Raw genomic sequence first — 12,592 nt, forward strand, 5'->3', positions numbered from 1 at the left:
CGCGCTGGTAGTGTCGTGGCAGCGACGCAGGCAGTGCGGGAACACGCACGGGAGAAACGGGGGCGGGATGATCCGTCGTGACCGAGAGCTACTCGTCCACCTCTCCGCGGTGAACACGCGGCTCGGTGAGGCCGTCGTCGAACTGTGCGCTCACCAGGACGGTGGGGAGCTGCCGGCCGAGGGGCTGCGCGCACTGGGCGACAACCTGCAGCACGTGGCCACCCGGCTGCTGACGCGTGCCTCGGAGCTCGACGGTGGTGTTCCGGCCGCGGCGCTGGATCAGGACTCGTGACCCAGCCAGGCGCGGACGGCGGAGGTCAGCTGCTCGGTCCACTCGTCGAGGAGCCGCCGCCCTTCGGTTGCCGAGGCGCCGGTCGGGTCGCCGAGTACGCCGTTCGGGCTCACGGCGCCCACGCCGCCGTCGCGCAGCGCACCTAGCAGCTCCGGGAGCGGTGCGGTGGTGCCTGCCGCCGCTACGTCGAGGCGCACGTCGCCCGGCCGCAGGTGCAGCATCGCCGACGTCTCGGTGCGGCCGGCATGACTGTCGTCCGCCGGTCCCGACGGCGCCCAGGCGAGGATGTGCCGTCCCTCCTCGCGCAACAGCCGCACCGCGGCCCGCAGCGCTTCGGTGTTGCCGCCGTGGCCGTTGACGAACACGACGCCGCGGAACCGGTCCGCCGATCGGCCCAGCTCCACGAGGAGGTGTTCGAGGGCCTGTGTGCCGATCGACAGCGTGCCAGGGAATCCCGCGTGTTCGCCGCTCGCGCCGTACGGCACCGCCGGCGCGACGACGACGTCCGGCACGCGCGCGGCGAGCCTGCGTGCCAGGTGCGCGGCGACGGTCGTGTCGGTGTCCAGGGGAAGGTGCGGCCCGTGCTGTTCGGTCGCGCCGAGCGGCACGGCCAGTACCGACGCGCCGACCTCGGGCCAGGCCGCCCGGCCGAGTTCGGCTCCGGTACCGCCGTCCGGGTCGTGTCCGGAGCCGGTACTGGAGCCGGAGCCGAACGCGGAGCCGGAGCCCGGGTCGGTCACCGGCCCCGGCCCTGGGCGAACGGCCGCTCGGTGAACTGCGGCAACAGGGGAGTGGCCGTGCGGTGCCGCACGCATCCGGTCCACACGCCGGCGCCGTAGGCCACGTCGTCGGCGATGCGCAGCGCCAACCGTCCCGGAGATCCGGTCTGTGCGGCGAACGGCAGATACGCCGCCGCCAGCACCCGGCGGCCACGCCGGGTCGGCAGCAGCAGCGGCCACCACACGCGCCGGGACGCGGCGGCCAACAGTCGGCCCGCGCCCAACTGGCCGCGGGCGGCGAGGCGGACCACCTCGGAATGCGGCACGTCGCGTGTGGACGTCGACAATCGCCGCGCCAGCAGGGCGGTCGCGCCGGCGGCCACGGCTGCGGCGGGAAGTGGCCGCCCCACGGCCGCCAGTGCCCAGGCCGCCGTCGTCACCGCGGACACCCGTGCCGGGGCGAGCCGTTCCGGGTGCCGCTGGGACAGCGGGGCCGCCGACGTGCCGTAGTCGAACCGTTGCCGCAGCCACGAGCGCACCGTCGGACGGGGCTCGTGCCGCACCACCGAGGCGGGCTCGTACCGCACTCCGCCGATGTCGAGGAGTCGCCACACGAGGTCGACGTCCTCGCCGTAGCGCAGCTGTTCGTCGAAGCCGCCGGCGGCGGTCAGCGCTCCGCGGCGCACCACGAGCGCCGCCGTCGGCACGTAGCTGACCTTGCTCATCGGGCGGACCGGGGCCGGTTTCGCACCGAGGTCCAAACTGGACTGTTCTAGTTCGTACCTGGCGAGCAGCCCGTCGCCGGGCGAGCTGCGCACGCGGGGCGCGACGGCCACCACGGACGGATCGCCGAAGTGGGGCAGCAGCGCGTCGAGCCATCCCGGTTCGGGCACGGTGTCGGCGTCGAGGAAAGCCACGAACTCGGTGCCCGCCCTGCGGCTGCCCGAGTTGCGGGCCGCCGCAGGGCCTCGCGGTGTCTCGTGACGCACGTCGGCGCCCGTCACGGGCTCGGCCGAGCCGTCGTCGACGACGACGTGCCCGCCGCACTCGGTCGTGGCCGCCCGCAACCGCTCGACGCGCGTGGCGTCGTCCTTGACCGGAACGACCACGGTGACGTCGGAGGGCGACGGCCCCGCCGGCGGCCTCGGGTGCAGGATGCCCGCGTCGACGAGCTTGCGCGCGAGGCGCAGCTGGCCGGGCGATTCGGTGAGCGGCTCGCCGGAGGTCCACCGGTCCAGCATCCGCGTGCCCGCCGAGCCGAGCCGTACCAGGCGCAGCGGCGAACCGCCGATCACGACGGCACCGGTGCGGCGGGCGGCGACGTCCAGCGTGAACCGCGTGCCGGGCTTCACGGCCGGAACCCGCCGTCGGCGTGCACGACGGTTCCCGTGATCGCCGAGGACTCCGGCGAACACAGGAACGCCACGACGGCGGCGACCTCGTCCGGGTCGAGGAGCCGCTGGTGGAGCTGGTGGCCGGTGAACTCGTCCATACTCCCCAGATCGTAGAGGCGAGCCGTGGCGTCGAGGAGGTCGGTGCGGGTCGAACCGGGCGAGACGGCCGTCGCGCACACACCGGTGCCGCGCAGGTCGGCCGCCAGTCCCTTGATCAGCCCGACGACGGCGTGCTTGGCCGCGTTGTAGCCGGCCAGATGCCACAGGCCGTGGTGGGCAGCCGACGACGCGAGCGCGACGAACCGCCCGTCCGACGACCGCAGCAGTGCGGGCACGGCCGCTCTCGCCAGGTTCGCCACGCCGGTCACGCCCGTGTCGAACAGCGCCGACCATTCCGCGTCGGTCGTCTCCCACAGTGGGGTGCCGCCCGCCATCACCGCGGCGCACGCCACCGCGGCGTCGAGCCCGCCGAACTCGGCCTCCGCCGTGGCGACGGCCGAGTGCAGTGCGTCGACGTCGCGCACGTCCGCCGCGACGTCGGCCACGGCACCCGGGAATTCGCCGGCCACAGTGGACAGTTGTTCCCTGGTGCCGAGCGGATACGTGACGTCGGGCAGCGCGTCGGGATCGGTGCCGGGTTCGGTGGCCACGTCCACCGCGACCACCCGCCAGCCCGCCGAGGCGAGCCGGCGGACCACCGCGGCGCCGATCCCGCGCGCCGCCCCTGTGACCAGCGCAACGGCCACGCCGGGTCACATACCCCGGGTGAAGCCGTCCGGCACGACCACGTCGCTCGGTTCCAGATCGTGCACCGACTTCCTGCCGAGTCCGTACAACGTGCTGTCGATGCCCTGGCGGAGGATCTCCAGCACGTTGTGCACACCGCGTTCGCCGCCCGCGGCCAGGCCCCACAGGTAGGCGCGGCCGATCAGCACGGCGTTCGCACCCAGGGCGAGGGCCTTGACGACGTCGCTGCCGCGCCGGATGCCGCCGTCGAGCAACACCTCGATCTGCCCGCCGACGGCGTCGGCGACGCCGGGGAGGGTGCGGATGGTGGCGGGCGTCGAGTCGAGGTTGTTGCCGCCGTGGTTGGACACCGAGATCGCGCTCGCCCCGATGTCCACGGCGCGCTTGGCGTCGTCGGGCCGGTAGACGCCCTTGACGACGAACGGGCCGTCCCACTGGCTGCGCAGCCACGCCAGATCATCCCAGGACGGGGGAGGGGTGCCCATCCACTCGCCGTAGGCACCGAAGAACGGCGGCCCCTTCTCGCCCTTGCCGACGATGTTCGGGGTCGTCAGGTCCGGCAGCGAACCCGAACGCAGGTACGTGGCGAGCCAGCCGGGCCGCGTCAGCACCTGCGGTGCGAACTTGACGGCCGTGGCCACGTCCACCTTCTCCGGAATCGGCGGCGAGCCCCAGTCCCGGGCGGTCGCGAACACCCAGTCCAGCGTGACGATCAGCGCCTTCGCGCCCGCCCGCTTGGCACGGTCCATGCGTGCGAGCATGTCGTCGCGGCTGCCCTGCCAGTACACCTGGAAGTGCGTGTTGTCGTTGACCGCGGCGACCTCTTCGACGGGCTTGGAGGCGAACGAGCTCAGTCCGATCGCCGTGCCCGACTGTGCCGCGCCCTTGGCGACCGCCACCTCGCCGTCCGGGTGTACCGCTTGCACGCCCGTGGGCGAGACGATCACCGGCAGTGAGATGTCGCTGCCGAGTACCCTCGTCGCCTGCTCCCGTTCGGCAGGCAGGTCGGCGATCCGCGGGCGCAACCCGAGTTCGGCGAACGACGCCGTGTTGTCGGCCAGCGTTCCGCCGGCTTCGGAGCCCGCGTGCAACGCCAGGAACACCGGTTTCGGAAGCCGCTTGCGTGCGCGCTCCCGCGCCTCGGCGACGGTTTCGAACCAGTCCTTCGTGCTGGCCATCAGCGCATCTCCTTCGGTGAGGGCATGCCGGCGAGCGGACTGGTGTCACAGGCGCGGTCCGGCAGGCGCTCGGGTTCCGGTGGGCCCCAGCCGATCGCGACCGGCACGCCCGACTGCTTCTTCTTGCCGGGACGGGAGTGGTCCTTGTCCGGTGTCGGTTTCGGCGCACCCGCCCCGACGAGTTCGAGGGCGCGCTGCCCGTTGCCCTTGACACACTCGGGATCGGGGCCGTCCAGGGGAAGTCCGGTGAAGAACTTCGCAGCCATGCAGCCGCCCTGGCACGTGTCGAAGGCCGAACACGAACTGCACGCCCCGCCGGTCTGGGGCTCACGCAGGCGGTTGAACAGCTCGGACTCCCGCCACACGGACGTGAAACCGCCCTCGTCGCGTACGTTGCCCGCGAGGAACTCGTCGTGGATGGCGAACGGGCAGGCGTAGACGTCGCCGATCGGGTCGATCAGGCACACCACCCGCCCGGCGCCGCACAGGTTCAGCCCGGGCAGCGGGGTCGAGCCCAGCGCGTTGAGGTGGAAGAACGAGTCGCCGGTGAGCACGTCCTCGCCGTGGGCGACGAGCCAGTCGTAGAGCTCGAGCTGCTGCTCCGGCAGTGGGTGCAGCTCGTCCCACGTGTCCGCGCCACGGCCCGACGGCCGCAGCCGGGTGATCCGCAGCTGGGCGTCGAACTCGTCGGCGATGCGCTTGAACTCGTCGAGCTGGCCGATGTTGTGGCGGGTCATGACCACGCTGATCTTGAACCCGGTGAAACCCGCCTCGCGCAGGTTGCGCATCGCGGTCATGGTCGTGTCGAACGAGCCGTCGCCGCGCACCGGGTCGTTGACCTCGGGCGTGGCGCCGTCGAGCGACAGTTGCACGTCGACGTAGTCGGACTCGGCCAGCCACCGGGCCCGTTCCGGCGTGATCCGCACGCCGTTGGTGGAGAACTTCACGCCGACCTGGTGGTCGACGGCGTATTCGACGATCTCCCAGAAATCCGAGCGGATGGTCGGCTCGCCGCCGCCGATGTTGATGTAGAAGACCTGCAGCCGCTGCAGGTCGTCGATGACGGCCTTGCATTCCGCTGTGGACAGTTCCCGAGGGTCGCGGCGGCCGGAGGAGGACAGGCAGTGCACGCACGAGAGATTGCAGGCGTAGGTCAGTTCCCACGTCAGGCAGATCGGTGCGTCGAGCCCGTGCTGGAAATGCTCGACGAGTTTCATTCAGTCACCTCTGACTTCGATCGTGCCCGCGGAGGCGAGCCCCGCGAGGGCGTCGAGGTACTGGCCGTGCTGGCCGTCGGGTACCTCGGCCGACCGCAGTGCCGCGTGTGCGTCCGGCGCTTCTTCCAGCGCGTGCACGACGTCGACGAGCAGCCGGGTTTTCAGGAAGGAGAGCTTCCGCGTGGTGAAGTCGTAGACGAGCGCCCCGAACGGTTCCGGCCGCAGAGCGACACTCGGGGAGAGCCGATACGGCCGGTCCGGGGCGAATGCCTCAGTAGACACCGCACATTCCGTCGATGGAGACCTCCTCGACGAGCAGGTCCTCCTCGATGTCCGCCTCGGCGGTGGTGACCGTGTGGTTCTCGGACATGGCACGCTACCTTTCACGTCGTTGTGTGTGACAGCACATCCGACGTTAATGACACCGGGTGTCAAATGGAAGGGGTCAGGTGGGTACCGCGGCAAGTTCGCCCGGACGGCCAGGTCGGCGCCCTTCGACCAGTCAGGTCGAACTGGAGAAGGTCGCTTTCCGGTTGTTCGACCGGGACGGCTTCGACGCCACCACCGTCGACGACATCGCGAAGGCCGCGGGCATCGGCAGGCGCACGTTCTTCCGGTACTTCGACTCGAAGAACGACGTCGTGTGGGGCGCGTTCACCGACCAGCTCGAATACATGCGCGAACGGTTCGCGGCCCGCCCGCCGGCCGAACCCGTCATGGAGTCGCTGCGCGCCGTGGTCGTCGACTTCAACCGGGTCGCCCCCGCCGAAACGGAACGGCACCGCAGGCGGCTCGAACTGATCCTGCGGGTGCCCGCGCTTCAGGCGCACTCGACGCTGCGGTACGCCGACTGGCGCGAGGTGGTGGCCGAGTTCGCCGCACAGCGCACCGGCCGGCAGCGGGCGGACCTCACCCCGCAGGCCATCGCCCACGCCGCGCTCGGAACCGCGCTCGCCGCGTACGAGCACTGGCTCGGCGACCCGGACAGCGACCTGGCTACAGTGCTCGACACCGCGTTCGCCGAGTTGGCCCGCGGTTTCGGAGAGGAGTCCCGATGCAGTTGACCGAGACGTTCGACTGGCACGGCCGCACCGTCCGCTGGGCCTCGCGCGGCAGCGGCCCGCCCGTCGTGTTCTGCCACGGCACGCCGTGGTCGTCGTGGCTGTGGGAACCCTTCGCCGACGCCCTGTCGGCCGAGTACACCGTCTACCTGTGGGACATGCCGGGCTACGGGGCGTCGTCGAAACTGCCCGACCACGCCGTGTCGCTCGACGTCCAGGGCGAGTTGCTCGCCGACCTGCTCACGTACTGGAACCTCGACCGGCCGCACCTGGTCACCCACGACTACGGCGGGGCCGTGGCGCTGCGGGCGCACCTGCTGCACGGATCGGCCTACGCCTCGCTCGCGCTCGTCGACGTCGTCGCGCTCGCACCCTGGGGTTCGGAGTTCTTCCGGCAGGTGCGGGACACACCGGAGGCGTTCACCACACTCACCCCTGACATCCACGAGAGCCTCGTCCGCACCTACATCAGCGGAGCGAGTCACCGCGGGCTGCGCGAAGCCGACCTCGCCGCGCTTGTCGCGCCGTGGCTCGGCGAGATCGGACAGCAGGCCTTCTACCGGCAGATGGCCGAAGCCGACCAGGCCTACACCGACGCGGTGCAGCCCCGGTACGGCGACCTCGACCTGCCCGTGCTCGTCGTCTGGGGTCGCGATGACACGTGGATCCCCGTCGACCGCGCCCACCGGCTCGCCGCCACCATCGCGGGCGCCGAACTGGAACTCCTCGACGACGCGGGCCACCTGATCCAGCTCGATCAACCCGCGCGGCTGGCCACCCGGCTGCACCGGTGGCTCACCGCGCAGACGTCCGACAGGGAGGCGTGACCCCACGGGCGTCGTGGCGGTGGCCCGCGGTCCGCCGCCGACATCGGTGCGGCCGTGTCCGCCGGTCGGGCATACCGGTCGATCGGAACGAACCTCGCCGTTCACCCGGTGGCTGCCACCAGATCGTTTCGATGTGGGTGACCGACCCCGTTGCTTAGCCATGCTGACCACATGGCCCAGCAACGCACTCCCCGAACCCGCACACACCGGTCCCGGCTGCGTGCAGCGCTCGTCGTGGTCGCAGGCGCGAGCCTGCTGGCACAACCCGGTCTCGCCGCGGCCGACGGACCCGATCGATCCGCCGGACCGGCCCCGGCCGGCCACCGGCCCGGCGCCCCGGGCACGACCACCTTCGACGTCTTCAGCGACATCCAGGGGCACATCGACGACTGGGACGCGGTCCTCACCGACGCCGAACGAGCCGCACCCGGCTCGTCCGCCACGGTGATCAACGGCGACATCGTCGATCGCGGCTACGCCGAGGAATACTCCGAGGTGCGCCAAACCATGGACGCGCATGACCGTGACCAGCCGCTGCTCACGTCGTTCGGCAACCACGAGGCGTACGCACCCGCCTGGTGCGACCAGCAGACGCTGTGCCAGCCCAGCTGGCCGAACGGCTTCACGCCCGAGGACCTCTACGGCACGTACTTCGACTTCGCCGGAACCGACAAGGTGTACGGCGAGCGTGTCGTGAACGGTGTCCCACTGATCGGCATCGGCCCGGACAAGCTGATGTGGTGGGAGGACCAGAACCTCGACGATCACGTCCACATCGGCCAGGAACAGCTGGACTGGTTCCGTGACCGCGTGGCGGCCCACGGGCGCACCGGCAAGCCGTTCTTCGTCTTCACGCACTACCCGCTGTCGAACACCGTCACGCAGTCGGACGGTGACGCAGGCCGCTACCACCTGATGGAGGAGGAGATCCGCGAGATCCTCGGTGACTACCCGCAGGCGGTGCTCTTCTCCTCCCACACCCACGCCGACATCGGCGAGGACTGGTGGGCCGACCGGGTCCACGTTCCCGGCGGCCACCCCGACGGCTTCACCGCGGTCGACACCGGGGCGGTGTTGAACCGGCAGTACATCCAGGTCACGACCGGTCCCGACGGTGCGGTCGTCCGGGCGCGCGATGCGCGCAACGGGACGGTGATCAACGAGCTGACCGTGCCGAAGGCCGACCGGGGAGCGGGGCGGACGACGCTCACGGTGGACACCCCGGTCGAAGCGGTGGCCCCGAGGCGACAGGTCGACGTCACGGCGACGGTGGCGCGGCTCGGCAACGGAGCACTCGGCGGTGCGACCGTCGAGCTGGACCTGCCGGACGGCTGGGCGACCGAGTCGGACACGACGCGTTCGCTCGGCCCCGTCAAGTCGGGAGAGCGCAGCCGGCTGACCTGGACGCTGCAGGCGCCGGAGACGTCCGGAACCGCGCGCATCGACGTCGCCGCACGGGACCGGGCGGGCCGACGGGTCGCCGAGAGGTCGCTGGACGTGGCGGTCGCCGAGGCCCCGAGCGGCCACACCCGTGTCTCCTCGCTGCCGCTGCTCGCCGAGAGCAACACCCACGGCCCCGTGGAGCGTGACCGCACCAACGGCGGCCCGGCGCCCGCCGACCGCGGAGAGATCACGATCGACGGCAAGACCTACGACCACGGCCTCGGCATGCTCGCCCCGGCCTCGGCCACGATCTACTCGGGAGGCCGGTGCTCGCGGCTGACCGCGGAGGCGGGCCTGGACGACGACATCCCGCAGGGTTCGCAGCGGCGGCCCTTCCCGGACGGCGAATCCGGGGACGTCATGTTCGTCGTGGAGGCCGACGGCCGGGAGGTCTACCGCAGCGGCGTGGTCCGGCAGGGCGACCCGGCCGTGACGGTCGACGCGGCCATCGACGGCGCCGGCACCGTCGAACTGATCGCCGAGGACGTCGACGGCACGTCCGTCGGGGACTACGCCGACTGGGGGCATGCGACTCTGACCTGCGCCGACTGAGGCGCGCGAGGCCGGGCCCGTGAGATCCGGCCCGGTTTCCCACCGCTGCGTCAGAGCGGGAGGAAACCGGGCCGGATCATCGATACCCGTGCCTGCGAGCGCTCACTCGGGCAGCGTGAGCTCGACGATCTCCGCCGACACCTGCCCACCGGGCGTGCGGTAGGTGATCGTGTCGCCCTTCGCGTGACCGGCGATGGCGCGGCCGAGCGGGCTGTCCGCGGTCAGGCTGGACAGCTCGTCCTCCGCCTCGGCCGTGAACCCGACCACGACCAGGTCCTCGGTGTCCCCGTCGCTGAACTTCAGCGTCACCCGCGTGCCCGACGGCAGCAGCCCCTCGTGCTGCTCGGCGGACGGGCCGCCGTGCAGCAGGTCCGTGATCTCGGCGATACGCCGGTCGAGTTTCGACACCGACTCGGCGCGCTCCAGCAGATCCGCCTGATCGGCGCTGTCGCCCAGCGGATCCTCGCCCAACCGTGGAGCCAGGGACTCGCGCTGTTGCCGCAGCGCATCCAGTTCCTGCTGGAGGCGCTCACGGGTGTTCGCGCTCATGCCTCCGGTCGACGTCATCCGGTCCTCCCTCACGTGATCCGACGACGTTCGCGCCGCGATCTACGACATTGTCGACGTTGTGTGCCCGCCTCGCCACGTGTTAGCTCGCCACGACCGTGTTCGCCGAGGTCACACGGGGGAGAACCGGATGATCGCCCGGGCCTGTCAGCCGCGGTAACCGGCCTTGCGGAGAGCGTCGGCCATGGCGCCACCCGCCGCGGCCTGGTTGCCACCGCCCTGGCGGTTCTGCCGGCCGCCCTGCTTACCGCCGCCCTGCTTACCGCCGCCCTGCTTGCCGCCCTGGCGACCGCCCCGGTCGCCGCCACCGCGCGGCTTGCCGCCGCGGGGTCCGCCGCCGTCCTGCCCGGCAGGCGTGATCTCGTCGTCGAGGCGGAGGGTCAGCGAGATGCGTTTGCGGTCGATGTCCACGGCGAGCACCTTCACGGTCACCACATCGCCCGGCTTGACGACCTCGCGCGGATCGCTGACGAAGTTGTGCGACATGGCCGACACGTGCACCAGGCCGTCCTGGTGCACGCCGACGTCGACGAACGCGCCGAACGCTGCCACGTTGGTGACGACACCCTCCAGCCGCATCCCCGGCTCCAGGTCGGACAGCTTCTCGACACCGTCGGCGAACGTCGCGGTCGTGAACTCCGGACGCGGGTCCCGCCCCGGCTTCTCCAGCTCGGAGAGGATGTCGGTGACGGTCGGCAGGCCGAACGTGTCGTCGACGAACCGTTCGGCCTTGACCCCGCCGAGCGCGCGCGTGTTGCCGATGAGCTCACGGATGCCCGTGCCGGTCTCGTCGAGGATGCGCCGCACCACGGGATAGGCCTCGGGGTGCACGGCGGAGGCGTCGAGCGGGTCGTCACCACCGGGGATACGCAGGAAGCCCGCGCACTGCTCGAACGCCTTCGGCCCGAGCCGCGCCACGTCCTTGAGCCCGTCCCGCGTGCGGAACTGCCCGGTGGAGTCGCGGTGCGACACGATGTTCTCCGCGAGCGACGTGCCGATGCCCGACACCCTGGCGAGCAGTGGCACCGACGCCGTGTTGAGGTCCACCCCGACCGCGTTCACGCAGTCCTCGACGACCGCGTCCAGCGAGCGGGACAGTTTCGATTCCGACAGGTCGTGCTGGTACTGGCCGACACCGATGGACTTCGGGTCGATCTTCACGAGCTCGGCCAGCGGGTCCTGCAGGCGCCGCGCGATCGAGACCGCCCCGCGCAGCGACACGTCCAGGTCCGGCAGCTCCCGCGCGGCGTAGGCCGAGGCCGAGTACACCGACGCGCCCGCCTCGGACACCATGATCTTGGTGAGCCCGAGCTCCGGCTTCGCCTTGACCAGGTCGCCCGCGAGCTTGTCGGTCTCCCGGGATGCGGTGCCGTTGCCGATCGCGATGAGGTCGACGCCGTGTTCGCGCGCCAGCTTCTCCAGCTTCGCCATCGCCTCGTCCCAGCGGGCCTGCGGCTTGTGCGGGTAGATCGTGTCGGTCGCGACGACCTTTCCGGTGGAGCCGACGACGGCGACCTTCACGCCGGTGCGGTAGCCGGGGTCGAGGCCCATCGTGGCGCGCGTGCCAGCCGGGGCCGCGAGCAGCAGGTCGCGCAGGTTCGTGGCGAACACTCGCACGGCCTCGTCCTCGGCGTTCTGCCGCAGCCGCATCCGCAGGTCGATGCCCAGGTGCAGCAGGATCTTCGTGCGCCACGCCCAGCGCACCGTGTCCGACAACCACTTGTCGGCGGGCCTGCCCTGGTTGTCGACGCCGAACCGTTCGGCGATCCGCACCTCGTATTCGGTGGGGCCCGTGCGGGGCGGATCCTCCGGGTTCGCGGGCTGCTCCGGCTCGGTGGACAGGTCGAGGATCTCCTCCTTCTCCCCGCGCAGCAGCGCCAGCACCCGGTGCGACGGCAGCTTCGTGAGCGGTTCGGCGAAGTCGAAGTAGTCGGCGAACTTGGCGCCCTCGGTCTCCTTGCCCTCCCGGACCTTCGACGTCATCCAGCCCTGATTCCACATGCGCTCGCGCAGCTCACCGATCAGGTCGGCGTCCTCGGCGAACCGCTCCACGAGGATGGCCTTCGCGCCGTCTAGTGCCGCCTGCGCGTCGGCGACGCCCTGCTCGGCGTCGACGAACGCCGCGGCGGCCGTCTGCGGCTCGGTCGTCGGGTCGCCGAGCAGGCCGTCCGCGAGCGGTTCGAGTCCCGCCTCCCGCGCGATCTGTGCCTTGGTGCGGCGCTTCGGCTTGTACGGCAGGTAGATGTCTTCGAGGCGTGCCTTCGTGTCGGCCGCCATGATGTTCGCTCTGAGCTCGTCGTCGAGCTTGCCCTGCGAGTCGATCGACTCGAGGATGGCCGTCCGGCGCTCTTCGAGTTCCCGCAGGTAGCGCAGGCGTTCCTCGAGAGTGCGCAGCTGCGTGTCGTCGAGGGTGCCGGTCACCTCCTTGCGGTACCGGGCGATGAACGGCACGGTCGCACCACCGTCGAGCAGCTCGACCGTCGCCTGGACCTGACCGGGGCGGACGCCGAGCTCGTCGGCGATCTTCTGGGGAATGGACACCGTCTGAACCACGCACGGCATTGTGCCCTGCCGGTCCGGCCGGATTCGGGGGAG

At 71.4% G+C, this 12,592-nt stretch carries 13 protein-coding genes; 4 read left to right on the forward strand and 9 right to left on the reverse strand.

All coding sequences use genetic code 11. The features are described 5' to 3' along the window. Window positions 1–67: 67 nt before the first annotated feature. Window positions 68–292, forward strand: coding sequence for a hypothetical protein (locus LY12_RS01205; protein WP_253852681.1), 225 nt, complete (start codon window positions 68–70; stop codon window positions 290–292). Here LY12_RS01205 and mftE read toward each other — a convergent pair. The 7 genes from mftE to mftA are packed head-to-tail and all read right to left on the reverse strand — an operon-like array spanning window position 280 to window position 5,917. Then, on the reverse strand, window positions 280–1,032 hold the full coding sequence (gene mftE / locus LY12_RS01210) for a mycofactocin biosynthesis peptidyl-dipeptidase MftE (RefSeq protein ID WP_308292047.1): 753 nt from the start codon (window positions 1,030–1,032) through the stop codon (window positions 280–282). The two genes, LY12_RS01205 and mftE, sit on opposite strands and share 13 nt — an antisense overlap. Next, the gene (mftF, locus tag LY12_RS01215) at window positions 1,029–2,363 is read right to left on the reverse strand and encodes a mycofactocin biosynthesis glycosyltransferase MftF (RefSeq protein ID WP_253852698.1); all 1,335 of its coding nucleotides are present in this window, start codon (window positions 2,361–2,363) and stop codon (window positions 1,029–1,031) included. Before mftF ends, mftE begins: the two co-directional genes overlap by 4 nt. Next, window positions 2,360–3,151 (reverse strand): mycofactocin-coupled SDR family oxidoreductase, encoded by a 792-nt coding sequence (locus LY12_RS01220; RefSeq protein ID WP_253852700.1) that lies wholly within the window; start codon window positions 3,149–3,151, stop codon window positions 2,360–2,362. Before LY12_RS01220 ends, mftF begins: the two co-directional genes overlap by 4 nt. Window positions 3,152–3,157: 6 nt before the next feature. Continuing rightward, window positions 3,158–4,330, reverse strand: a complete 1,173-nt coding sequence (mftD, locus tag LY12_RS01225; protein WP_253852709.1) for a pre-mycofactocin synthase MftD — start codon at window positions 4,328–4,330, stop codon at window positions 3,158–3,160. Then, complete coding sequence (gene mftC, locus LY12_RS01230; RefSeq protein WP_253852715.1) at window positions 4,330–5,547, reverse strand: mycofactocin radical SAM maturase; 1,218 nt, start codon at window positions 5,545–5,547, stop codon at window positions 4,330–4,332. Before mftC ends, mftD begins: the two co-directional genes overlap by 1 nt. Further along, on the reverse strand, window positions 5,548–5,829 hold the full coding sequence (mftB, locus tag LY12_RS01235) for a mycofactocin biosynthesis chaperone MftB (RefSeq protein ID WP_253852718.1): 282 nt from the start codon (window positions 5,827–5,829) through the stop codon (window positions 5,548–5,550). Then, on the reverse strand, window positions 5,819–5,917 hold the full coding sequence (mftA, locus tag LY12_RS01240; protein WP_183655698.1) for a mycofactocin precursor MftA: 99 nt from the start codon (window positions 5,915–5,917) through the stop codon (window positions 5,819–5,821). The genes mftB and mftA overlap by 11 nt, the downstream gene beginning before the upstream one ends. 79 nt (window positions 5,918–5,996) lie before the next feature. Between mftA and mftR the strand changes: the two genes are divergently transcribed. The 3 genes from mftR (at window position 5,997) to LY12_RS01255 (ending at window position 9,430) form a co-directional block, all read left to right on the forward strand. Then, entirely contained in the window at window positions 5,997–6,611 is a 615-nt protein-coding gene (mftR, locus tag LY12_RS01245; RefSeq protein ID WP_253852722.1) for a mycofactocin system transcriptional regulator MftR, read from the forward strand. Beyond that, entirely contained in the window at window positions 6,602–7,435 is an 834-nt protein-coding gene (locus tag LY12_RS01250) for an alpha/beta fold hydrolase (protein WP_253852724.1), read from the forward strand. Before mftR ends, LY12_RS01250 begins: the two co-directional genes overlap by 10 nt. A gap of 171 nt (window positions 7,436–7,606) precedes the next feature. Beyond that, window positions 7,607–9,430: an NPCBM/NEW2 domain-containing protein gene (locus LY12_RS01255; protein WP_253852726.1), complete on the forward strand. Its 1,824-nt coding sequence runs from the start codon at window positions 7,607–7,609 to the stop codon at window positions 9,428–9,430. Window positions 9,431–9,532: 102 nt separating this feature from the next. On the opposite strand, the gene LY12_RS01260 is transcribed toward LY12_RS01255, so the two are convergent. Further along, window positions 9,533–9,997, reverse strand: coding sequence for a GreA/GreB family elongation factor (locus LY12_RS01260; RefSeq protein WP_253852728.1), 465 nt, complete (start codon window positions 9,995–9,997; stop codon window positions 9,533–9,535). A 147-nt stretch (window positions 9,998–10,144) separates the two neighbouring features. Then, entirely contained in the window at window positions 10,145–12,559 is a 2,415-nt protein-coding gene (locus LY12_RS01265; RefSeq protein ID WP_253854787.1) for a Tex family protein, read from the reverse strand. Between the last annotated feature and the right edge of the window lie 33 nt (window positions 12,560–12,592).

Origin of the sequence: Prauserella alba (genome assembly GCF_024171735.1) — a bacterium.
In the GTDB taxonomy this organism is placed as follows: Bacteria; Actinomycetota; Actinomycetes; order Mycobacteriales; family Pseudonocardiaceae; genus Prauserella; species Prauserella alba.